17 protein-coding genes are annotated in these 22,748 nt (G+C 66.2%); 10 read left to right on the top strand and 7 right to left on the bottom strand.

Translation table 11 applies throughout. The features are described from left to right. Positions 1-35: 35 nt before the first annotated feature. The 3 genes from QO033_RS18530 to QO033_RS18540 all read right to left on the bottom strand — a co-directional run bounded on the left by QO033_RS18530 (position 36) and on the right by QO033_RS18540 (position 3,240). Positions 36-1,436 carry a TRAP transporter large permease gene (locus tag QO033_RS18530; RefSeq protein ID WP_284482456.1) on the bottom strand — a complete coding sequence of 467 codons (1,401 nt, stop codon included), beginning with the start codon at positions 1,434-1,436 and terminating at the stop codon, positions 36-38. A 27-nt stretch (positions 1,437-1,463) separates the two neighbouring features. Beyond that, entirely contained in the window at positions 1,464-2,093 is a 630-nt protein-coding gene (locus QO033_RS18535) for a TRAP transporter small permease subunit (protein ID WP_284482457.1), read from the bottom strand. Between the two features lie 130 nt (positions 2,094-2,223). After that, a complete protein-coding gene (locus tag QO033_RS18540; RefSeq protein ID WP_284482458.1) occupies positions 2,224-3,240 on the bottom strand; it encodes a C4-dicarboxylate TRAP transporter substrate-binding protein in 1,017 nt (338 codons plus the stop codon). A gap of 508 nt (positions 3,241-3,748) precedes the next feature. Here QO033_RS18540 and acs point away from each other — a divergent pair. The 9 genes from acs (at position 3,749) to QO033_RS18585 (ending at position 15,449) form a co-directional block, all read left to right on the top strand. After that, positions 3,749-5,713, top strand: coding sequence for an acetate--CoA ligase (gene acs / locus QO033_RS18545; protein ID WP_284482459.1), 1,965 nt, complete (start codon positions 3,749-3,751; stop codon positions 5,711-5,713). Between the two features lie 11 nt (positions 5,714-5,724). Next, entirely contained in the window at positions 5,725-6,411 is a 687-nt protein-coding gene (locus tag QO033_RS18550; RefSeq protein WP_284482460.1) for an adenylate kinase, read from the top strand. A 206-nt stretch (positions 6,412-6,617) separates the two neighbouring features. Next, entirely contained in the window at positions 6,618-6,902 is a 285-nt protein-coding gene (locus QO033_RS18555; protein WP_284482461.1) for a DUF4212 domain-containing protein, read from the top strand. Positions 6,903-6,907: 5 nt separating this feature from the next. Next, positions 6,908-8,692 carry a sodium:solute symporter family protein gene (locus tag QO033_RS18560; RefSeq protein ID WP_284482462.1) on the top strand — a complete coding sequence of 595 codons (1,785 nt, stop codon included), beginning with the start codon at positions 6,908-6,910 and terminating at the stop codon, positions 8,690-8,692. Positions 8,693-9,045: 353 nt separating this feature from the next. After that, positions 9,046-10,878, top strand: coding sequence for a DUF294 nucleotidyltransferase-like domain-containing protein (locus QO033_RS18565; RefSeq protein ID WP_284482463.1), 1,833 nt, complete (start codon positions 9,046-9,048; stop codon positions 10,876-10,878). Between the two features lie 130 nt (positions 10,879-11,008). Continuing rightward, positions 11,009-11,533, top strand: a complete 525-nt coding sequence (locus tag QO033_RS18570; RefSeq protein ID WP_284482464.1) for a hypothetical protein — start codon at positions 11,009-11,011, stop codon at positions 11,531-11,533. After that, complete coding sequence (locus tag QO033_RS18575) at positions 11,533-12,945, top strand: 3'-5' exonuclease (RefSeq protein ID WP_284482465.1); 1,413 nt, start codon at positions 11,533-11,535, stop codon at positions 12,943-12,945. Before QO033_RS18570 ends, QO033_RS18575 begins: the two co-directional genes overlap by 1 nt. 135 nt (positions 12,946-13,080) lie before the next feature. Beyond that, positions 13,081-14,160, top strand: a complete 1,080-nt coding sequence (locus QO033_RS18580; protein ID WP_284482466.1) for a calcium-binding protein — start codon at positions 13,081-13,083, stop codon at positions 14,158-14,160. Between the two features lie 215 nt (positions 14,161-14,375). Beyond that, the gene (locus QO033_RS18585) at positions 14,376-15,449 is read left to right on the top strand and encodes a calcium-binding protein (protein ID WP_284482467.1); all 1,074 of its coding nucleotides are present in this window, start codon (positions 14,376-14,378) and stop codon (positions 15,447-15,449) included. Between the two features lie 46 nt (positions 15,450-15,495). Here the strand turns inward: QO033_RS18585 and apbC are convergent, their stop codons facing one another. The 4 genes from apbC to hemA all read right to left on the bottom strand — a co-directional run bounded on the left by apbC (position 15,496) and on the right by hemA (position 20,524). Then, complete coding sequence (gene apbC / locus QO033_RS18590; protein ID WP_284482468.1) at positions 15,496-16,557, bottom strand: iron-sulfur cluster carrier protein ApbC; 1,062 nt, start codon at positions 16,555-16,557, stop codon at positions 15,496-15,498. 161 nt (positions 16,558-16,718) lie between these two features. Beyond that, positions 16,719-17,855, bottom strand: a complete 1,137-nt coding sequence (ispG, locus tag QO033_RS18595; RefSeq protein ID WP_284482469.1) for a flavodoxin-dependent (E)-4-hydroxy-3-methylbut-2-enyl-diphosphate synthase — start codon at positions 17,853-17,855, stop codon at positions 16,719-16,721. 123 nt (positions 17,856-17,978) lie between these two features. Then, on the bottom strand, positions 17,979-19,172 hold the full coding sequence (locus QO033_RS18600) for a helix-turn-helix domain-containing protein (protein ID WP_284482470.1): 1,194 nt from the start codon (positions 19,170-19,172) through the stop codon (positions 17,979-17,981). 128 nt (positions 19,173-19,300) lie between these two features. Beyond that, positions 19,301-20,524 carry a 5-aminolevulinate synthase gene (gene hemA / locus QO033_RS18605; RefSeq protein ID WP_284482471.1) on the bottom strand — a complete coding sequence of 408 codons (1,224 nt, stop codon included), beginning with the start codon at positions 20,522-20,524 and terminating at the stop codon, positions 19,301-19,303. Positions 20,525-21,332: 808 nt separating this feature from the next. Here hemA and QO033_RS18610 point away from each other — a divergent pair. Next, positions 21,333-22,727 carry a M20/M25/M40 family metallo-hydrolase gene (locus QO033_RS18610; protein WP_284482472.1) on the top strand — a complete coding sequence of 465 codons (1,395 nt, stop codon included), beginning with the start codon at positions 21,333-21,335 and terminating at the stop codon, positions 22,725-22,727. Positions 22,728-22,748 lie beyond the last annotated feature (21 nt).

Raw genomic sequence — 22,748 nt, forward strand, 5'->3', positions numbered from 1 at the left:
CGGCCCTGCGGATCCGCCCCGGCCCCGGCCTTCCGCTAGGAGGCCAGCGCCGGCAGGTAGAGCACGATCCCCGGGAAGGCGACCAGCAGCGCGATGGTCACCGCGTCGGCGACGAAGAAGGGCATCACCCCGCGGAACACGTCCTGCACGCTCAGGTCGGGCTGCACCCCCGCCACCACGAAACAGTTCAGCCCGATCGGCGGGGTGATCAGGCAGAACTCTGCCATCTTCACCACCAGGATACCGAACCAGATGGCGCACATCGGCCCCGACATGCCGAAAGTGCTCTCCGCCGCGCTCACCGCCTCGCCGCCATTCAGCGCCATCACCGCCGGGTAGACCACTGGAAGGGTCAGCAGCAGCATGCCGATCGCATCCATGAACATCCCCAGCACCGCATAGGCCAGCAGGATGCAGACCAGCACCAGCAGCGGCGGCATCGACAGCCCGGTGATCCAATCCGAGAACACCCCCGGCAGATCGGCGAAACCGAGGAAGCGCACGTAGATCAGCACCCCCCAGATGATGGTGAAGATCATCACCGTCAGCTTGGCGGTCTCCAGCAGCGCCGATTTCAGCTCCGCCCAGCGCATGCCCCGCGCGATCGCCATCAGGAAGACCACGAAAGCCCCCAGCGCGCCGCCCTCGGTCGGCGTGCCCCAGGCATCGCCGAAGGGGTTGTAGACGAAGAAGATGATGATCACGACGACGAAGACGATGGGCAGCGCCGGCGGCAACGCCACCAGCCGGTCGCGCCAGGAAAATCCCCGCACCGGCGGGCCCACCGATTTGAACACCACCGCGATACCGACAATCAGGATCGCGTAGATCACCGCCGAGAAGGCGCCGGGGATGAACCCCGCCAGCAGCAGCTTGCCCACATCCTGTTCGACGATAATCGCATAGATCACCAGGATCGCCGAAGGCGGGATCAGCGAGGCCAGCGTGCCCCCCGCCGCCACCACACCGGCGGCAAAGCGCTTGTTGTAGCCGATCGCCGTCATCTCCGGGATGGCAATGCGGGCGAAGACGGCGGAGGTTGCCACGCTCGCCCCCGAGACAGCGGCAAAGCCAGCGGTGGCGAAAACGGTGGAGACCGCCAGCCCGCCCGGCATCCAGGCAATCCAGCGTTTCGCCGCCTCGAACAGCGCCCGGGTCAGCCCGGCATAATAGGCCAGATAGCCGATCAGGATGAAGGTGGGAATCAGGCTGAGCGTCTGGCTCGACACCTTCGAATGGGGCACCTGCCCCGCGGTCTTGGCCGCCACCGTCAGCGCCCAGCCCAGCTGCGCGGTGTCGAACCCGCGCTTGGACCAGAAGATCAGCACCAGCCCGACCAGCCCCGCCAGCCCCGCGGCGAAGGCCACCCGCATGCCCAGCACCACCATCAGCAAGAGCCCGGCGGTGACCCAAAGCCCGATTGTAATCGAATCCATCGATCTCTCCCTGCCCTGTTTGCGGTCCTATCGCTGACCGTCGAGTTGTTCGGCCTCTGCCGCCGCCTGCGCGGCGACGTCCTGAATCAGCGGCACCGCCACCGGATTGCTGAGCCCGAGGATCAGTGCCCGGCCATAGCCCCAGGCCTGCAGCAGCAGCCGCACGCACAGCACCGAGAAGGCCACCGGCGCCAGCAGCTTGGCCGGCCAGATCGGCAGGCCGATGTCGATCGAGCTGTCGCGGCTCCACATCGGGGCGTTCCAGTCGAAGCTACGGTCGAAATGCGCCCAGCTGCCCCAGACCAACAGCATCATCAGCAGCAGGATCATCAGCACCGACAACAGTTCCGCCGCCCAGAGCGCCCGGCCCCTGAGCTGGCCGATGACGATATCCATGCGGATGTGACCGCCATCGCGCTGGACATAGGAAATCCCCATGAAGGCGATCAGCGGCATCGCCTGTTCGATCCAGTCGACATACCCCGGCAGAGGCATGTTGATCAGGTTGCGGCCACCGACGGAGATCACCGCCAGCACCATCAGCGAAAACACCGCAAGCCCACTCAGCAGGCCGAAAAACCGTTCCAATCGCAACAAGTTCTGGTCCAGACGGCTGAGCAGGCTGCCGTCCTCCAGCACCGAAGAGCTTCCGGCCATGAGGGGTTCCTTCTGACTGGCTTCTGACGGGGTTCATATGGTGCCCGGCGCACAGGCTCCCGCCGGGGTCCGGCCCGGGACCTCACGTCCCGGACCGGAGCCTGTGGCAAAGACCCGGCGCCGGCGGCGCTCAGTTACCCATCCGGGTTTCTTTCAGGGTGGTCTCCACCAGATCATAGAGCTCCTGGCCGGGCAGGCCCTGCGCCTCCATGTCGGCGATCCACTTGTCCCGGGCCGGGGTCGCGGCGATATCGCGGAACTGCTGCAGCACCTCCTCGGAGATCATCACCTTCTCCACGCCCTTCTCTTCCAGCACGCTGTCCCAGCGGGTCAGAAGCTCGCCGTAGTTGGTGAGGTAATGGGCGATCGCCTCGTCCACCGAACCGTCGAGCGCGGCGCGTTCCTCGTCGCTGAGTGCGTCATAGGCGTCGATGTTCACCACCACCGGGCAGTTCACCGTGCCGGGGTTCAGGTTGGCCGTCCACCACTCGGCGCGGTTGATGGTGCCGAAGGACAGATGCGCGTGCTGCGCGAAGGCGACGGTGTCGACAACCCCAGCTTCCATCGCGTTATAGGCCTCGGTCGCGGGCACCGAGGTCGGCACCCCGCCCACGGCCTTGAACGCCTCGCCCAGGCCGCCGGTGGCCCGCACCCGCATGCCGTCGAATTCCGCCAGCTCGTCGCGCGGCGCGCCGGTGCCCACCAGGTTATACTGCGGCATCGGCGAGGTCATCAGCAGCCTGGCGTTCCACTGCGCCATCTCTTTCTGCACCGCCGGATGGGCATAGACCGCATGGCTGACGGCGACTTCCTCCTGCAGGGTGTTCACCCCGAGAAAGGGCAGCTCCAGCACGGTGATCAGGCGATTCTTGTCGGGGTGATAGCCGGCGCAGAACTGCGCCATCTCGAAGGCCCCGATCGAGATCCCGTCCAGGTTCTCCTTGGGCTTGGACAAGCCGCCATAGCTGACGTTCATGGTGAAGGCGCCGCCGGTCTTCTCGGCCACCAGCTCGGCGATCTTCTCGACATGTTCGGTAAAGGCGCGGCGTTTGCCCCAGACCGATACATTCCACTCCGTCGCCGCGGCTTCGGATGCGATTCCTGCGGCCAGCGCGGCCACAAGGGCGCCCTGCATCATCCTGTTCATGATTTTCCTCCCGTTGGCGCGGCCCGTTGCGGGGCCGCTTGCGGGAAGGCTAGCGACAAGACCGGCGCCTGCCAACCCCCCGGCGCGCCGCGATCATTCCGCCCGCCCGACCGCGGCGCCTGGGCCGCCCCATGGCGGCGACTCACCCCCGCCCGATCCGGATTCGCTGCGCGATGCCGCGCTGCGGCGAAACAAAATGTCACACTCAGATGCCATTGCGCAACATCGCGCACGCCGGTCTCTGCCGGGGACGAGCGGGTTTGCCTCATCGCGCAGTTTGACACCCAATTGCTTGCGCAGACGAGTGTTTTTCCCGGCCCTGTCGGCTTAGTTTACAACATTCTGCATGCTTCCGAAATAAATTTACAAGCAAATCGTTATTTTACCGTAGGTTATTCCATTCTTTTCAATTCGCACTATTATGGCGGGTGGAGTGGAAGCATTCGTCTGCGCCTGGTGTAAACTGCGGTAGAGACGAACTGAAAATGTCTAGAGGGAGGAGCCTCATATGACCAATCCTGCGCATCCGGAGATCCGGGTTTATCCGCCTGCGGCCGATGTGATCGCCCGCGCCCATGTCGACGCGGCCACCTATGACGAGATGTATGCCGCCTCGGTCAACGACCCGGATGCCTTCTGGGCGGAACACGGCAAGCGCATCGACTGGATCAAGCCCTTCACCGAGGTCAAGAACGTCAGCTTCGCGCCCGGCAACATCCATATCGAGTGGTTCGGCGACGGCACCCTGAACGTGTCCGCCAACTGCATCGACCGCCACCTGGACACCCGCGCCGACCAGACCGCGATCATCTTCGAGCCCGACGATCCGCAGGAGCCGGCGGAATATATCACCTATGCCCAGTTGCACCGCAGGGTCTGCCGGATGGCCAACATCCTGGAGACCATGGGCGTGCGCAAGGGCGACCGGGTGGTGATCTACCTGCCGATGATCCCCGAGGCCGCCTATGCCATGCTGGCCTGTGCCCGGATCGGCGCGATCCATTCCATCGTCTTCGCCGGCTTCTCGCCCGACGCGCTGGCCGCCCGGATCAACGGCTGCGACGCCAAGGTGGTGATCACCGCCGACCACGCGCCGCGCGGCGGCCGCAAGACACCGCTGAAATCCAATGCCGATGCGGCGCTGCTGCACTGCAAGGATTCGGTGAAATGCCTGGTGGTGAAGCGCACCGGCGGCCAGACCACCTGGATCGACGGGCGCGACTACGACTATAACGAGATGGTGCTGGAGGCGAACGACTACGCCCGCCCGGTCGAAGTCAACGCCGAAGACCCGCTCTTCATCCTCTACACCTCCGGCTCCACCGGCCAGCCCAAGGGGGTGGTGCATACCTCCGGCGGCTATCTGGTCTATGCCGCAATGACGCATGAGATCACCTTCGATTACCACGAAGGCGACGTCTACTGGTGCACCGCCGATGTCGGCTGGGTGACCGGGCACAGCTATATCGTCTACGGGCCCCTGGCCAATGGCGCCACCACGCTGATGTTCGAGGGCGTGCCGACCTACCCTGATGCCAGCCGGTTCTGGGAAGTCTGCGAGAAACACAAGGTGACCCAGTTCTACACCGCCCCCACCGCGATCCGGGCGCTGATGGGCCAGGGCGACGAATTCGTCACCAAATGCGATCTCTCCAGCCTGCGCCTGCTGGGGTCGGTCGGGGAGCCGATCAACCCCGAGGCATGGAACTGGTACAATGACGTAGTCGGCAAGGGCAAATGCCCGATCGTCGACACCTGGTGGCAGACCGAGACCGGCGGCCATCTGCTGACCCCCCTGCCCGGCGCCCACACGCTGAAGCCCGGTGCGGCGATGAAGCCCTTCTTCGGGGTGCAGCCGGTGGTTCTGGACCCGCAGTCGGGCGAGGAAATCCATGAAAGCCCGACCGAGGGCGTTCTGTGCCTGCGCGACAGCTGGCCGGGGCAGATGCGCACCGTCTGGGGCGATCACGAACGCTTCGAGAAGACCTATTTCGCCGATTACAAAGGCTATTACTTCTCCGGCGACGGTTGCCGCCGCGACGAGGACGGCGATTACTGGATCACCGGCCGGGTCGACGACGTGATCAACGTCTCCGGCCACCGGATGGGCACCGCCGAGGTCGAAAGCGCGCTGGTGGCCCATGCCGCCGTGGCCGAAGCCGCCGTGGTCGGCTACCCGCATGAGATCAAGGGTCAGGGCATCTACTGCTATGTCACCCTGATGAACGATCAGGAACCCTCCGAGGCGCTCTACAAGGAGCTGCGCAACTGGGTGCGGACCGAAATCGGCCCGATTGCCTCGCCGGATGTGATCCAATGGGCGCCCGGCCTGCCGAAGACCCGGTCCGGCAAGATCATGCGCCGCATCCTGCGCAAGATCGCCGAGAACGACTTTGGCGCGCTCGGCGACACCTCGACCCTGGCGGATCCGTCGGTGGTCGACGACCTGATCGCCAACCGCGCCAACAAGTGAGGACCGAGACGATGGACGGAACCACCCAGGTGACCACCCCCGCCGTTCTGATCCTGCTGGGCCCGCCGGGGGCCGGCAAGGGCACTCAGGCGCGCATGCTGGAAGAGAAATTCGGCCTGGTGCAATTGTCGACCGGCGATCTGCTGCGCGCCGCGGTTGCCGCCGGGACCGAGGCCGGCCTTGCCGCCAAGGCGGTGATGGAGGCCGGCGGCCTGGTCAGCGACGAGATCGTGATCGCCATCCTGCGCGACCGCATCGCCGAGCCCGACTGCGCCCGGGGCGTCATCCTCGACGGTTTCCCGCGCACCACGGTGCAGGCCGGGGCGCTGGACGAGCTGCTGGGCGAAAGCGGCCAGAAGATCAACGCTGCCATCAGCCTCGAGGTGGATGACGGCGCCATGGTGGAGCGGATTTCCGGCCGCTACACCTGCGGCAACTGTGGCGAAGGCTACCACGACAGCTTCAAGCAACCGGCAGTCGCAGGGGTCTGCGACAAATGCGGCGGCACCGAAATGAAGCGCCGCGCCGATGACCGCGCGGAAACCGTGGCCAGCCGGCTGGAGGCCTATCACGCGCAGACCGCGCCGCTGATCGCCTATTACGGCGGCAAGGGCGTGCTGCAATCCATCGACGCCATGGGGCAGATCGACGATATCGCCGCCGAGATGGCGCGGATCGTCACCGACGTCACCGGCTGAGACGACAAGACCCGGGGCCCGGTCAAGACGGGCCCCGACCGCAAGACCAACCCAAGACCAAGACGACCGAGACTGTTCCCGAAGACCCGCCCTGGCGGACCGGGGAAGGTGTGCCCGCCGGCAGGGCGGCGGGTAAATGAGTGGGCTGGGATCCCGCGCCGATGGCGTTCGTCCCGATGCCCAGGAGGAAGCAAGGAGGAACCGCGATGGCGGATAAATCACAAGGCTCCGCTCAGGGGCCGGGGGCCGGCAAGGCCTATTGGCAGGTCAACCTGCGCATCATTCTGATCAGCCTGGTGATCTGGGCGCTCTGTTCTTTCGGGTTCGGCATCCTGCTGCGCCCGATGCTGTCGGGCATTGCCGTCGGCGGCACCGATCTGGGCTTCTGGTTCGCGCAGCAGGGATCGATCCTGGTCTTCCTGGCGCTGATCTTCTTCTACGCCTGGCGGATGAATGCCCTCGACCGTGAATACGGCGTGGATGAGGAGTGAGCGTCATGGATCAGTTTACCATCAACCTGCTGTTCGTGGGCGCCTCCTTCGCGCTCTATATCGGCATCGCGATCTGGGCCCGGGCCGGGTCCACCAGCGAATTCTATGCCGCCGGCCGGGGGGTTCACCCCGTCACCAACGGCATGGCCACCGCGGCCGACTGGATGTCGGCGGCTTCCTTCATCTCGATGGCCGGCCTGCTGGCCTTCGGCGGCTATGACACCTCGGCCTATCTGATGGGCTGGACCGGCGGCTATGTGCTGCTGGCATTGCTGCTGGCGCCCTACCTGCGCAAGTTCGGCAAGTTCACCGTGTCCGAATTCATCGGCGACCGGTTCTATTCCAAGACCGCGCGTCTGGTGGCGGTGATCTGTCTGATCGTTGCATCCACCACCTATGTGATCGGCCAGATGACCGGCGTCGGTGTTGCCTTCGGCCGCTTTCTGGAAGTGTCGAACACCACCGGCCTGCTGATCGGCGCCGTGGTCGTCTTCGCCTATGCGGTCTTCGGCGGCATGAAGGGCGTGACCTATACCCAGGTGGCGCAATACTGCGTGCTGATCTTCGCCTATACCATCCCGGCGATCTTCATCTCGCTGCAGCTGACCGGCAACCCGATCCCGGCGCTGGGTCTGTTCGGCGATCACGCCGCCAGCGGCGAGCCGCTGCTGGCCAAGCTGGACCAGCTGGTCAACGAACTGGGCTTCGCCGAATATACCGCACAGCATGGCGATACCTTCAACATGCTGCTGTTCACCCTGTCGCTGATGATCGGCACCGCCGGTCTGCCGCATGTGATCATGCGCTTCTTCACCGTGCCGAAAGTCGCCGATGCGCGCTGGTCGGCCGGCTGGGCGCTGGTCTTCATCGCGCTGCTCTACCTGACTGCCCCGGCGGTGGGTGCGATGGCGCGGCTCAACATCACCGACATGATGTGGCCCAACGGCACCGATGGCGACGCCGTCGCGGTCGAGCAGATCGAAACCGATCCGCAGTACGCCTGGATGGAAACCTGGCGCAAGACCAACATGCTGGGCTGGGAAGACAAGAACGGCGACGGGCTGATCCAGTACTATAACGACGCCAACCCCGCGATGCAGGAGAAGGCGGCCGCGGCGGGCTGGAAAGGCAACGAGCTGACCAACTTCAACCGTGACATCCTGGTTCTGGCCAACCCGGAAATCGCCAACCTGCCCAGCTGGGTGATCGGCCTGGTGGCCGCCGGCGGTCTGGCCGCCGCGCTTTCCACCGCTGCCGGTCTGCTGCTGGCGATCTCCTCCGCCGTCAGCCACGACCTGATCAAGGGCTCGATCAACCCGGGCATCAGCGAAAAGGGCGAACTGCTGTCGGCCCGGATCGCCATGGCCGTGGCCATCGCGGTGGCCACCTACCTGGGTCTAAACCCGCCGGGCTTCGCCGCCCAGACGGTGGCCCTGGCCTTCGGTCTCGCCGCCGCCTCGATCTTCCCGGCGCTGATGATGGGCATCTTCTCGACCCGCATCAACAACGCCGGCGCGGTCGCGGGCATGGTCTCCGGCCTGGTGGTGACGCTGATCTACATCTTCCTGCACAAGGGCTGGTTCTTCATCCCGGGCACCAACAGCTTCACCGATGCAGACCCGCTGCTGGGGACGATCAAATCGACCTCCTTCGGGGCGGTGGGCGCGCTGGTGAACTTCGTGGTCGCCTATGTCGTCTCCGGCATGACCAAGGAGACCCCGCAGGAGATCAAGGACCTGGTGGAAAGCGTCCGTATCCCCCGCGGGGCCGGCGCGGCGCAGGACCACTGAGCCTTACCGAACCGTCCCGGGCGTGACCTGCGCCCGGGACCCTGCCGGCGCCTTCGGCTTTCCCCCTGCGGCGCCGGCATTTCCTTTTCCCGCGCCGGCCCGGTCCGAAACCCGCCGGCCGCCTGACCGACTGGGGCACCACGGCGCAGAGCCTGCCATTCAGCCCTTTCCCCCGGGCCCAGGCTGTCGAATACTGGGGCGCAGACCAGCTCCCTAAGGAATGAGACCCGACATGGCAGTCCGACCGATCCAAGGGGCGACGCCAATGGCCCTCCCCCCCGCCCGGAATGCCCGCCGCGCCGGCGGCGTCTCCGCCCCGCTCTCTCCCCCAACATCTGCCTGAGCCGACCGCCATGCCCCTGTCCCAGACCGACCTGATCCGCTTTCTGTCCTCGGTACACCCCTACGACAGTTTCGAGGGCGACCGGCTGGAGAGCATCGCGGCGAAATTCCGGCTGCTCGATCTGGCGGCCGGCACCCCGATCTACCGGATCGGCGCGCCGCTCGACGGGCTCTACCTGGTGCATCACGGCGAGGTGGAGGTGGTCGACGAGAATGACATCCCCGTCTCGCTCCTCGGGCCGCGCAATTCCTTCGGCGAACGCGGGCTGACCCGCGACGGCCGCGCCGCCACCTCCGCCCGCACGGTGGGCGATACGCTGCTGCTGCTGCTGCCGCGCGCCGAATTCGACGCGCTGATGCAGAGCGAGCCGCGATTTCACCGCTTCTTCGACCGCCGTCGCCCCGCCGCCCCTGCCCCGCACGGCAGCGATCTGGCCGCGGCGCGGGTCGACAGCTTCATGGCGGCGCATCCGATCACCTGCGGGCGGGAAGACAGCACCGCCCATGCGGCCCGGGTGATGCGCGACCGCAATGTCTCCTGCCTCTGCGTCACCGACGCGGCCGGCGGGCTGACCGGCATCGTCACCCTGCGCGATCTGGTCCGGGTGCTGGCCGAGGGACGGCCGACCCATACACCGGTCCACAAGATCATGACCGCCGATCCGGTGAGCCTGCCGCCCGGGGCGATCGGCGCCGACGTGCTGCAGCTGATGATGGAGCGGCGGATCGGCCATGTGCCGGTGGTGGAGAACGGCCGGCTGGTCGGCATCGTCACCCAGACCGACCTGACCCGGGTGCAGGCGCTGAGTTCGGCCGAGCTGGTCGGCACCCTGGCCCGCGCCGACAGCGCCGAGGACATGGCCCGGGTCACCGCCCGCATCCCCCAGCTGCTGGTGCAGCTGGTCGCCGGCGGCAGCCGCCACGAGGTGGTGACCCGGCTGATCACCGATATCGCCGATACCGCCACCCGGCGGCTGCTGGCACTGGCCGAGGCGCGGCTGGGTCCGCCACCGGTGCCCTACCTGTGGCTGGCCTGCGGCAGCCAAGGACGGCAGGAGCAGACCGGGGTCAGCGATCAGGACAATTGCCTGATCCTGCACGACGATGTCACCGAGGCGCAGCAGACCGGCTATTTCGCCGATCTGGCGCGGTACGTCAGCGACGGGCTGGATGCCTGCGGCTATTTCTACTGCCCCGGCGACATGATGGCGACCAATCCGCGCTGGTGCCAGCCGGCCCGCGCCTGGGGCCAGTATTTCGCCGGCTGGATCGCCCGACCGAACCCGGAGGCGCAGATGCTGGCCTCGGTCATGTTCGACCTGCGCCCGATCGGCGGCGACAAGACGCTGTTCGAAGGGCTGCAGACCGACACCCTGAAGGCCGCCGCGGAGAACTCCATCTTCGTCGCCCATATGGTGTCGAACGCGTTGAAGCACACGCCGCCGCTTGGGCTGCTGCGCGGGCTGGCGACGATCCGCTCGGGTGAGCATCGCAATACGCTCGACATGAAACACGCCGGAGTGGTGCCAGTGGTCGACCTGGGCCGGATCTATGCGCTGCGCGGGCAGATCGCCCAGGTCGGCACCCGCGCCCGGCTGGAGGCGGCGGCGCAGACCGGCCAGCTCAGCGCCGCCGGTGCCCGCGACCTGCTCGACGCCTACGATCTGATCGCCGAGACCCGGCTGCAGCATCAGGCGGCGCAGATCAAGGCCGGCGCGACGCCCGACAACTATCTGTCCCCCGCCGATCTGTCGGATTTTGAGCGAAGTCATCTGCGCGACGCCTTCGTGGTGGTAAAGACCCTGCAATCGGCGCTGGGACAGGGCAAGGCCATGCTGAGCTGACGCGCGCCCGGACGGGCAGTGACCGGCAAGCGGCAGCGCCGGCCCTGCGGGCGGGAGCCTCCGGCGGGAGTATTTGGGCAGAGAAGAAGACGCGGGCGGACCCCGCAGGACGGACGGAAGGAAAGACCACATGTTTCTGGAACTGATCGCGGTGATCGTGGCGGGGATCGCAGTGGCGGGGCTGATGCTGCTGATCCGGCGGCTGAGCGGCGGCCGGCTGCCCGGCTGGCTGGTGCCGGCGGCGGCGGGCGCGGCGATGATCGTGGTCACCATCGCCAGCGAATACGGCTGGTATGCCCGCACCCGCGCCACGCTGCCCGAAGGGGTGGAGGTGATCGACGAGGTCGAGAGCCGCGCCGCCTACCGGCCCTGGACCTATCTGGTGCCGATGGTCGAACGCTTTGCGGCGCTGGATCGGGCCGGCCTGCGGCAGAACCCGGCGCGGCCCGGGGTGTTTCTGGTCGATCTCTATCTCTTTGCCCGCTGGAGCGCACCGAAATGGGTGACGGTGGCGGTGGATTGCCAAGGCGGGCGCCAGGCGCTCTTGACGGCGGATGCCGATTTCGGGCCCGATGGCGACATCACCGGCGCGGCCTGGCAGCAGATGGACCCGGAGGATCCGCTGGCCGCGGCGCTGTGCAACGGGGGGACGTGATGGCACATCGGCTGGGCCTGCGGCTGCGGATATTCCTGTTCTTCTGCCTGATGGGGCTGGGCGGCAGCGCGGTGGTGCTGCTGGGGCTCTGGGCCGGATACGCCCGCACCGGCGGTGCCGATCCGCTCGATGCCTTCGTCATCGCGGCGCTGGTCAGCGTGCTGGGGCTGCTGGCGCTGAGCGTGGGGGTCTGGCTGCTGTTCGACGAGAACGTCGCCCGGCCGATCGAGCGGTTGGCGGCGCAGCTGCGCAGCCGTGCCCATGCCGGAGTGGAGACCGATCTGGATCTGCACGCGGCGCGCTATCTCGGCGATCTGGCGCCGGCGGCGGCGGCGATGGCGGGACAGCTGAGTGCCAGCGCGCTGGACACCGCCGGCGCGATCGCCGCCGAGACCGCCCGGCTGGAGGCCGAGAAGGCGCGGTTGGCGAGCCTGCTGACCGAAGTGCCGCTGGCCACCATCCTGCTGAGCCCGGCGCATCAGATCGTGCTCTATGACGGTCAGGCCGCCGGCATGCTGGCGCAGGTGGCGCATCCCCGGCTCAATGCCTCGCTGTTCGATTATCTGGAACGGGGCGCGGTGGAGGCAGCCTATGCCCGGCTGGTCCGCACCGGTCGCGAGGTCAGCCTGACCGCCGCCGGCGCCGACGGCGCGCAGCGCTACAGCGCCCGGATGAAGCCCCTGGGCGATGCGCCCGGCTATCTCCTGATCCTCGACGACAGCACCGCCACCCTCGCCCCCGAGGCGGCGCGGCCGCTGGTCTATGATTTCGCCCTGCTCGATCAGCCCGAACACGCCGGGATGGAGGCGCGGCGGCTGCAGGATCTGACCTATGTCGTCTTCGACACCGAGACGACCGGCCTGCTCCCACATAAGGACGATATCGTGCAGATCGGCGCCGTGCGGGTGCTGCGGGGTCGGATCGTCCCCGGCGAGGAGATCGATCAGCTGGTCGACCCGGACCGGCCGATCCCGCCGGCCTCGACACGGGTGCATGGGATCAGCGATGCGATGGTGGCCGGCGCGCCGGGCCTCGACCCGGTGGCGCGCAGCTTTCACCGTTTTGCCAGCGGCGCGGTGATCGTCGCCCATAACGCTCCCTTCGACATGGCCTTTCTGCGGCGCCAGGCGCAGCAGAGCGGGCTGGTCTGGGATCACCCGATCCTCGACACCGTGCTGCTCTCGGCGGTGCTGTTCGGCGCCTCTGAAAGCCATACGCTGGATGCGATCTGCGCCCGGCTGGGCATCGCCATTCCCGAGGATCGCCGTCACACCGCGCTGGGGGACGCGCGAGCCACGGCGCAGGTGCTGTGCCGGATGCTGCCGATGCTGGAGGCCCGCGGGCTGGCCACCCTGGGCGCGGTGCTGGAGGAGACCCGGCGGCATGGGCGGTTGCTGGAAGATTTGAACTGACGCCAAACGTGTGTCATTACGCAAAACTTCAATCTATAAGGGAATCACCCTAAGGTAGTACCGGGTCAGTGCTCTGGCGGTCGTACGCGGGCCGGCCCGGTACGTTTGCCGACAATCCTGGCCCGGAGGTTCCTGATGGCTGTTGTTTCTTTCTCCCCGTATCTGCCGATCTATGAGGAGCTGACCTCGAACCTTGGCACGCTGCTGAAGATCGACGGCCCGCTGAGCGCAGATGACGGCACGATCATCGCGATGACCTCGGCCTCCTACGGTTCGGAGCTCTCCCATGACGGCCTCCAGTGGACCCAGCTGGAGATCCGGCTGGATGGCAGCTTTTCCTATGGTCCGCTGGCCACCGTCGCCGGCACCGTCACTGGCGTTACAGTGATGCTGGAAGGCGAGACGTTCGCCACGATATCTGGCCTGACCGGCGACGCCAGCCGCATCTGGGCCGGTATGATCGGCGGTCGCGCGCCGCTGTTGGCGATCCTGACAGGCGATGACGATATCGACGGCACGGATGGCATCAACAGGATCCACGGCTACAAGGGTGATGACGTAATCCGGGGGTTTGGCGATCACGACACCATCTATGGCGATGGCGGACAGGACTGGATCTACGGCGGGGCGGGCCAGGACTATATCAAGAGCGGTCTTGGCGACGACCACGTGTTCGGCGGCATCGGTCATGACGATCTCTATGGCGGTAGTGGAAATGACGTGCTGCGGGGCGCGGGCGGGAATGATTATGTCGGCGGCGGCAATGGCGACGACCGGCTGTTCGGCGGAACCGGCGCGGATCACCTGGTCGGTGGCGAGGGGGACGACTGGATGGATGGCGGCGCCGGAAACGATTTCCTGCATGGGGACTCCGGCGCGGATCTGCTGTTCGGCGGGCTCGGGCGCGACACGATCAATTCCGGCGACGGTGACGATGTCATTTCCGGCGGCGCCGATGCGGACCGGTTCATTTTCTATGACTTCGGAGAGAACGCCGCCAGCGGCGCCGATGTGATCACCGATTTCGAAGCCGGCGAAGTCATCCGGCTGGGTCGGGTGGCGGATCCGGACATGGTGGTCATCACGCAGGCGGGGGACGATGTGCTGATCGCCCTGAGTGATGAGACGCTCGGCAATTCGATCACCGTGCTGAACGCGCTGGTCACCGATGTCTCTGGCGCGACCGAGACCACCAGCTGGTACGCTTTTTCATGAGCCGCCCGCCCCCAAGAGGCCTGCCCGCCTAGCCCGGCCACCTCGTCCTGCCAGATCGCCCGCTCCACGACACCGCATCGGGATCCCGAGGTCCTGTGCTATGCTGCTGTCACACGCGCGCGCCTTGGGCGGATTCGGCCAGCACCGGCCCGCCCGCAGGCACTGGAACATTTGAACGCTTTTCTTTTGTCTTCATTAACTTAGGGGGGTTTCCCGTGGCAATTGTATCTTTCGCGTCCTTGCCGGACGACCTGCTGGACTATTATATCGATCTGAACGCCCTCATGCGGGTGGACGCGGCGGTCTCTGCCGACGCCACGACGATCGAGGCCTCCGGCAGCTATCAGATCTTCGCTCCGCCCTACTACACGTCGGATGCCAGCCCGATACGGGTCACTCTTGAGGGCGACTTCACCTACGGCCCGTTGTCCACGGTCAGCGGCACGGTGTCCACCGTAACCCTGGCCCTGGATGGGGTGGTGATCTGCACCATCACCGATATCGGTGGCGATGCCAGCGCCATCTGGGCCGGCCTGCAGAGCGACTATTCCCCGTCTCTGCCGATCCTCTTCGGCGACGACAGCATCACCGGCACCGACAGGTCGGACCAGCTCCAGGGCTATGACGGCGATGACGTGCTGCACGGGATGGCGGGGGCCGACACCCTCAACGGCGGAGACGGGCGAGACACGCTGCTGGGCGGCGACGGCTATGACTACCTCAGCGGCGGCGATGGCCGCGACCGGCTGGAGGGCGGCAAGAACAACGACAACCTGCATGGCGGCGACGGCAAGGACGTGCTCTTCGGCAACAATGGGCGCGATTACCTCTATGGCGGGAAATTCGCCGACCGGCTCTTCGGGGGCAACGGGAACGACCGGCTCGACGGCGACGCCGGCAATGACACGGTGCATGGCGGCAACGACAACGACCGTCTCTTTGGCGGCCGTGGGCTAGACCAGCTGTTCGGCGACGATGGCGACGATTCACTCTACGGCGACGCCGGGGATGACGAGCTCACCGGTGGCAGCGGCGACGATCTCTTCATCTTTTCGCGTTTCGGGACCGGCAACAAAACCGGCGCGGACATGATCATGGACTTCGAGACCGGCGATGGCATCCGCCTGGGCCGGGTCTCCGACGCCGACGCCGTTGTGGTCACTCAGGACGGCGACGACGTGCTGATCACCTACGACGATCCGGAGGTGACCAATGCGATCACCGTGCTGAACGCCCTGGCTGCGGATGTCTCCGACGCCATCGACACCTCCAGCTGGTATTTCTACTGAGCCCCGAATGCAGCGCGCCGGTGCTGCCGGCGCGCTGCCCCCTGGATCAGACCAGACCGCGTGCGATCATATTCTGCGCCACCCGGGCGAAGGCTGCGGCCTGCGCGCTGTCGGGCTGAGCGGCGACAATCGGCGTGCCGCCATCGGCGGCCAGCCGGATATCCAGATGCAGCGGGATCTCCGCCAGCAACGGCACCCCCAGCGCCTCCGCCTCCGCCTTGACGCCGCCATGACCGAAGACATGTTCTTCGTGGCCGCAGTTGGAGCAGATATGCGTCGACATATTCTCGATCATGCCCAGGATCGGGGTCTTGAGCTGGCGGAACATGTCGATGCCCTTGCGCGCGTCCAGCAGCGCCACGTCCTGCGGCGTGCTGACGATAATGGCACCGTCAACGGCGAACTTCTGGCTCAGTGTCAGCTGCACGTCGCCGGTGCCCGGCGGCAGGTCGATCAGCAGCACGTCCAGTTCGCCCCAGGCCACCTGCAGCATCATCTGCTGCAGCGCGCCCATCAGCATCGGCCCGCGCCAGACCACGGCCTGGCCGTCCTTCATCATCAGGCCGATGGACATCATGGTGACCCCATGCGCCTGCAGCGGGATGATGGTCTTGCCGTCTGGGCTGGCCGGCCGCTTTGACACCCCCATCATACGCGGCTGCGACGGCCCGTAGATATCGGCATCCAGCAGCCCGACCTTCCTGCCCTGCGCCGCCAGCGCCACGGCGAGGTTGGCGGCGACGGTGGATTTGCCCACGCCACCCTTGCCCGAGGCGATGGCGATAATGTGCTTGACCCCCGGCACCGCCTGCGGCCCCGCGGGTTTCGGTTTCGCCGCCGGCTTCAGATCGGGCGGCGCCTTGTCGGCATGGGCCGTCAGCATGACTGCGACTTTCTCGACCCCCGGAAGCTGGCCCAACCGCTCCTCCGCCAGCAGACGCACGGTCTCCATCCGCTCTGCCATCTTCGGGTCGATCTCCATCACGAAACGCACCTGCCCGCCCTCGACGGTCAGGGCGCGTACCACGCCGGCTTCGACGATATCCTTGCCGCTGGCCGGATCGGTGATCTGTTTCAGCGCCTCGACAACTGCATCGCGTGTGGCCATCTGCTCTGATCCTTCTGTCCTGGCTTGCAATCCTGACTGCTTCGCCCTTTCTGCCCCAGAGCACCGGCGGCCACCAGCCCCCGGCCCCGGCAAAAGGCGCAAAGCTCCATTGCAAATATATCTTTATACCCGTGTCGGGGAACCGGCGCCGCCCGGCAGGGTCACTCGGCGGCTTCGGGGGCCTCTGCCGCGCGCTCGGCCTCCAGCGCGATGGCGCGTTTCTCGACCTCCAACACGATATGGTCGATCATCTGGTCATTGGACATCTTGTGGCTGGCCTTGCCCGCCAGATAGACCATGCCGGCCCCTGCCCCGCCGCCGGTGAAGCCCACGTCGGTCATCAGCGCCTCGCCCGGGCCGTTGACCACGCAGCCGATGATCGACAGCGACATCGGTGTCTTAATGTGCTCCAACCGCTTTTCGAGGATTTCCACCGTCTTGATCACGTCGAAGCCCTGCCGCGCGCAGCTGGGGCAGGAGATGATGTTGACGCCGCGATGGCGCAGGCCCAGCGATTTCAGGATCTCGTAGCCGACCTTGACCTCTTCCACCGGATCGGCGGAGAGGCTGACGCGGATCGTGTCGCCGATACCCATCCACAGCAGGTTGCCCAGACCGATGGCCGATTTGATGGTGCCGGACATCAGCCCGCCGGCCTCAGTGATGCCCAGATGGATCGGCGCATCCGTCGCCTCGGCAATGCCCTGATAGGCGGCGGCGGCGAGGAAGACGTCAGAGGCCTTCACGCTGATCTTGAACTCGTGAAAATCATTGTCCTGAAGGATGCGGATATGCTCCAGGCCGCTCTCCACCATCGCCTCGGGACAGGGTTCGCCGTATTTCTCCAGCAGGTGCTTTTCCAGCGAGCCGGCGTTGACGCCGATGCGGATCGAACAGCCGTGATCCTTTGCCGCCTTGATCACCTCGCGCACCCGTTCCGGGCTGCCGATGTTGCCCGGGTTGATGCGAAGGCAGGCGGCGCCGGCTTCGGCGGCCTCGATCCCGCGCCGGTAATGGAAATGGATATCGGCGACGATCGGCACCGGGCTTTCCGCCACGATCTCCTTCAGCGCGCGGGCCGATGCCTCGTCCGGCACCGACACGCGCACGATATCGGCGCCGGCATCCGCCGCCGCCTGCACCTGCGCCACGGTGGCGAAGACATCGGTGGTCGGCGTATTGGTCATGGTCTGCACCGAAATCGGCGCATCGCCCCCGACAGGAACATTGCCCACCATGATCTGGCGCGATGTGCGACGATAGATGTTGCGCCAGGGGCGCACCTGGTTCAGCGACATGACGGCGATCCGTTTGCTGGTGTCCGTTGCCCTGCTAAATAGGGCGCCCCGGCCCGGGGGGCAATGGCACTCTGCCCCGCTCCGCGGATTGTCACACCCGCGGCCGCACGTCAGGCCGCCGTGTCAGGGATTTGTGCCGGGCTCTGTCTGCGCCTGGGCCACCATGCGGGCCAGATCGCGGTCCTGCTCCAGATCGGCGACGTGATAGCGTTCCGTGACCTCGCCGATCGACAGCGGCAGATTCGAGGTCACCACGCCACGCTGGCCGACCGGGCCGTAATGCTTGCCGTTCAGCGCGAAATAGATCGCCCCGGATTCGCCCGCGCGCAGCGTCGGCGGTTCCTCGGTGGCGGGAATATCGTAGGTCTGGCCGCTTTCCATGATGCCTTCGAAGATGACAGTGCCATCGGCGGCGCGCACCCGCACCCAGGAGGGACGGACCGCGACCATGGTCAGTTTCGGTGCGGCCTCCTCGACCACCTGCGGCACCGCTTCGTCCGGGCGGGCCGGCAGGGCGGCAGAGGCGATCTGCACCCGCGGCAGTTCCGGCACGGTCAGCGTGCCCACGTTGCGCGGGTCGAGAGTGGAAATCGGCGCATCCCGCGCCACCAGCACCGGCACATCCAGCGCCTGCGGGCGATAGAGCCGGTCCAGCGCCTCGGCTGTGGGGCCGGTCATGCCGTCTTCCCCCGCCGCGACGCCGGCGCCCTTCAGCGGATCGAGATCGGAGAGCACCATCGGCACCTGCTCCACCGGCGCGACCTGCACCTGCTGCACTTCCTTCAGTACGGTCCAGCCGCCATAGCCGATGCCGGCGATCAGGGCGAGAAGCACCAGCGAAGACCCCACCGCCCGCGGTTCGATCCGGGACAGGAACCCCTCGCTCTCGGGGATAAAGGGGGTGTTGGGGGTGATGAAGGGATCGCGCTTTTCGCTCAGCCCGGCCTTCGGTTCGCTCTTACGGGCGGTATTGCTGCCGGAGGCCTGCGCCGACATGCCATGCGCCACCGTGAACCCGCTCTCGAGGCAGAAGGCGGCAAAGGCCTGATCGGGGTCCATGTTCAGATAGCGCGCATAGGACCTCACATAGCCGGCGATGAAGCCCGGCGTATCGAAGGCGGACGGATCGGTATTCTCGATGGCGGCGATGTAATTGGCCTTGATGCGCAGCTCCCGCTGCACATCAAGCAGGGACTTCCCCATTGTGGCCCGCTCACCCCGCATCACGTCGCCGAGGCGCAGTTCGAAGTCGTCGAAGCCTTTCAGCTCGACGTTTTCTTCCACATCAGATTTGCGCTGGAGTTTGCGCCCAATCATCCCTGCCGTCCCGTGCCGCCTGCCGCGTGTTCCGATGCCACGCAGTGGAATCGTCTATCAGATTCGCCTGCGCTTGTTGTTCAGACAAAGCTAACACACCGCAAGGCGTTTGCACAGAAACGGCGGGCTCAGCCAGCCAGTTCGGCACGATTCAGCGCACACTGCGACCAAAGTTCGTCCATCGCCTGAACCAAACGGTTCATTTCATCCGGACCATGCACCGGCGACGGGGTAAACCGCAGCCGTTCGGTGCCCCGCGGGACGGTGGGGAAGTTGATCGGCTGCACGTAGATGCCGAAGCCTTCCAGCAGCATATCGCTCAGCATCTTGGTGTGGACGGGATCGCCGACCACAACAGGAACGATATGGCTGCCGTGATCGATGATCGGCAGACCCAGCCCCTTGAGCCGCAGCTTGAGGGTTTTGGCCTGCTCCTGATGCTTGTCCCGCAGCGCCTGATCGGTCTTCAGATGCGCGATCGAGGCGGCCGCCCCGGCGGCGATTGCCGGCGGCAGCGACGTGGTAAAGATGAAGCCCGGCGCATAGGAGCGGATGGCGTCGCACATCCGGGCGGAGGCGGCGATATAGCCGCCGAAAACGCCGAAGGCCTTGCCCAGGGTGCCGTTGATGATGTCCAGCCGATGCTGCAGCCGGTCGCGCTCCGACACGCCACCGCCGCGCGGGCCGTACATGCCGACCGCATGCACCTCATCAAGGTAGGTCAGCGCGTTGAATTCGTCGGCCAGATCGCAAATCTCGGCAATCGGGCCGAAATCGCCGTCCATCGAGTAGACCGATTCAAAGGCGATCAGCTTGGGCGCCTCGGGGTCATCGGCGGCCAGCAGCTCGCGCAGATGATCCAGATCGTTATGGCGGAAGATGCGCTTGGCGCCGCCGTTGCGCTTGATGCCTTCGATCATCGAGGCGTGGTTCAGCTCATCCGAATAGATGATCAGCCCCGGGAACAGCTTGTGCAGCGTCGAGAGCGTCGCGTCATTGGCGATATAGGCAGAGGAGAAGACCAGCGCCGCGTCCTTGCCATGCAGATCGGCCAGCTCGGCCTCCAGACGCTTGTGATAGACGGTGGTACCGGAGATATTGCGGGTGCCGCCGGAGCCGGCGCCGGTGGCGTCGATCGCCTCATGCATGGCCGCCAGCACCACCGGATGCTGCCCCATGCCCAGATAGTCGTTGCCGCACCAGACCGTGATGGGTTGCTCCGTACCGTCCGGCTTGCGCCAGATCGCATGGGGAAACTGCCCGTTCTTGCGTTCGATGTCGATGAACGTGCGATAGCGGCCTTCCTGATGCAAACGGTCGATCGCCAGATCCAGATATGCGTTATAGTCCACGCGTCTTCCTCTTTGCTTTGGCGTCCCGGTCAGGTGGCCGGGGGCTCTGGTCAAAGGGGCCCAGGCCCCTTCCCTCTTCGCTGAGTGGGACTGTTATAAGCTGCAACAGCACTTTTAACAGGCTACAAATTGCCGCTATGCCCTTTCGTTGACCTAAGTCAAGACGACGCCCCCGAACCGGGCGGCGCTGCACTGCGGCATATTCGCCGCCCCCTCTTGTTTCCGCCCCGGTGACGGAAGGCCCGCGACAAGGGGGAAAATCGGCCGACTTTCCCCCTTGGCAATCGTGCCCTCGCCGACCAGCCGACGTCGCCCCGACCAGAAAGGAATGCGCGGGCAGGTGGCGGCGCCCCTGGCCGATCTCCCCGTGCCCGCCCGTCAGAAGAAGGCTCGACGGTGCGGGTCCACGCGCCCGAAATCGCCGATCGCTCGATATTCCCTATATCCTTCAGTATGTTGCCCCGACACCCTCAATCCTAAGGCGTGCCACGACATGCCTGCACCGCTAGGGCCAGCCCGCGGTGGCTGCCGCCCTTCCCCGATCGTTCCCCTTGCCGAATGTCGCCTCTCTGCCAGTTCACCCCGCTGCCGCCCTGCCCGGCCGAGGACAGCCGCCCCGGCCCTGCATCCGCGATCATCCCGCTCGCGCAACCGCACGGCCCCACCGCAGCCGACCACCAGCGCGATCATGCTGCGCCTGCATGATCAGCAGCGGAAACCGACCTGCGCCAGGCGCATGGCGCCCGCGCTGGACACCCCCGCGCGCAGTGCTAGTCTCCGCCCATCCAAGCAAATTCAGGAGTCGCCCATGTCCCTTTCCGCCGTGCTCGCCCGAATCGACGACGATCTGCCCGCGGCCACCGACCGGCTGATGGAATTCCTGCGGATCCCCTCGATCTCGACCGACCCGGCCTACAAGGCCGAATGCGACAGCGCCGCCGACTGGCTGGTCGCCGATCTGAAATCGCTGGGGATCGACGCAGAGAAACGCCCGACCCCGGGCCACCCGATGGTCGTGGGTCATGTCGGCGAGGCCGCCGAGGGCGTACCGCATCTGCTGTTCTACGGCCACTACGATGTGCAGCCGGTCGACCCGCTGGCGCTGTGGAACACCCCGCCCTTCGAGCCGCAGATCGAAGAGACCGACAACGGCCCGGTGATCCGCGGCCGGGGCGCCTCGGACGACAAGGGCCAGCTGATGACCTTCGTCGAGGCCTGCCGGGCCTGGAAAGAGGTGTTCGGCAGCCTGCCCTGCCGCATCACCTTCTTCTTCGAGGGCGAAGAGGAATCCGGCTCGCCGTCGCTGATCCCCTTCATGAAGGAGAACGCCGAAGAGCTGAGCGCCGATCTGGCCCTGATCTGCGATACCTCCATGGTCTCGCGCGGCGTGCCCTCCATCGCCTCGCAGCTGCGCGGCATGCTGAAAGACGAATTCACCATCGTCGGCCCGCGCATCGACCTGCATTCGGGCCATTACGGCGGCCCGGCGCTGAACCCGCTGCGCGAAATCTCCCGCATCGTGGCCTCCTTCTACGACGAAGACACTGGCCGCGTCGCGGTCGACGGCTTCTACGAGGGCGTGCATGAGGTGCCGGCCGATCAACTGCGGCAATGGGGCATCTGCGGCTTCGACGAGGAAGACTACCTCTCCTCCGTCGGGATGACGCAGCCGCATGGCGAAAAGGGCTATTCGACGCTGGAACAGCAATGGACCCGCCCGACGCTGGAGGTCAACGGCCTCTGGGGCGGCTACAACGGGGCCGGCTCCAAGACCGTGATCCCCTCGGAGGCGCATTGCAAGATCACCTGCCGCCTGGTCGGCGACATGGATCCGGACGCGCTGCGCAGCAAGATCCGCAAACATGTCGAAGACCGGCTGTCGCCCGATGCCAAGGTGCGCTGGGACAACGACATGGAAGGCTCGCGCGCGCCGGTGATGGATATCACCCGCCCCGAGTTCGAAGCCGCCCGCGGCGCGCTGTCGGACGAATGGGAGCGTGAGGCGGTCTTCACCGGCATGGGCGGCTCGATCCCGATCGCCGGGTTCTTCCAGAAGATCCTGGGGCTGGAATCGATGCTGATCGGCTTCGCCAATGACGACGACGCGATTCACAGCCCGAACGAGAAATACGACGTGAAGAGCTTTCACAAGGGCATCCGCAGCTGGGCGCGGGTGCTGGCGGCGCTGTCGAAAACCGCCTGAGCCCGATCGTTCCGCCCCCGA

Origin of the sequence: Pseudodonghicola flavimaris, from assembly GCF_030164425.1 — a bacterium.
Taxonomy (GTDB): Bacteria; Pseudomonadota; Alphaproteobacteria; order Rhodobacterales; family Rhodobacteraceae; genus Pseudodonghicola; species Pseudodonghicola flavimaris.

Excerpts from the sequence above, each read along its gene's own strand:
- QO033_RS18530 (WP_284482456.1), bottom strand. The coding sequence starts at position 1,436 with ATGGATTCGATTACAATCGGGCTTTGGGTCACCGCCGGGCTCTTGCTG.
- QO033_RS18535 (WP_284482457.1), bottom strand. The coding sequence starts at position 2,093 with ATGGCCGGAAGCTCTTCGGTGCTGGAGGACGGCAGCCTGCTCAGCCGT.
- QO033_RS18540 (WP_284482458.1), bottom strand. The coding sequence starts at position 3,240 with ATGAACAGGATGATGCAGGGCGCCCTTGTGGCCGCGCTGGCCGCAGGA.
- acs (WP_284482459.1), top strand. The coding sequence starts at position 3,749 with ATGACCAATCCTGCGCATCCGGAGATCCGGGTTTATCCGCCTGCGGCC.
- QO033_RS18550 (WP_284482460.1), top strand. The coding sequence starts at position 5,725 with ATGGACGGAACCACCCAGGTGACCACCCCCGCCGTTCTGATCCTGCTG.
- QO033_RS18555 (WP_284482461.1), top strand. The coding sequence starts at position 6,618 with ATGGCGGATAAATCACAAGGCTCCGCTCAGGGGCCGGGGGCCGGCAAG.
- QO033_RS18560 (WP_284482462.1), top strand. The coding sequence starts at position 6,908 with ATGGATCAGTTTACCATCAACCTGCTGTTCGTGGGCGCCTCCTTCGCG.
- QO033_RS18565 (WP_284482463.1), top strand. The coding sequence starts at position 9,046 with ATGCCCCTGTCCCAGACCGACCTGATCCGCTTTCTGTCCTCGGTACAC.
- QO033_RS18570 (WP_284482464.1), top strand. The coding sequence starts at position 11,009 with ATGTTTCTGGAACTGATCGCGGTGATCGTGGCGGGGATCGCAGTGGCG.
- QO033_RS18575 (WP_284482465.1), top strand. The coding sequence starts at position 11,533 with ATGGCACATCGGCTGGGCCTGCGGCTGCGGATATTCCTGTTCTTCTGC.
- QO033_RS18580 (WP_284482466.1), top strand. The coding sequence starts at position 13,081 with ATGGCTGTTGTTTCTTTCTCCCCGTATCTGCCGATCTATGAGGAGCTG.
- apbC (WP_284482468.1), bottom strand. The coding sequence starts at position 16,557 with ATGGCCACACGCGATGCAGTTGTCGAGGCGCTGAAACAGATCACCGAT.
- ispG (WP_284482469.1), bottom strand. The coding sequence starts at position 17,855 with ATGTCGCTGAACCAGGTGCGCCCCTGGCGCAACATCTATCGTCGCACA.
- QO033_RS18600 (WP_284482470.1), bottom strand. The coding sequence starts at position 19,172 with ATGATTGGGCGCAAACTCCAGCGCAAATCTGATGTGGAAGAAAACGTC.
- QO033_RS18610 (WP_284482472.1), top strand. The coding sequence starts at position 21,333 with ATGTCCCTTTCCGCCGTGCTCGCCCGAATCGACGACGATCTGCCCGCG.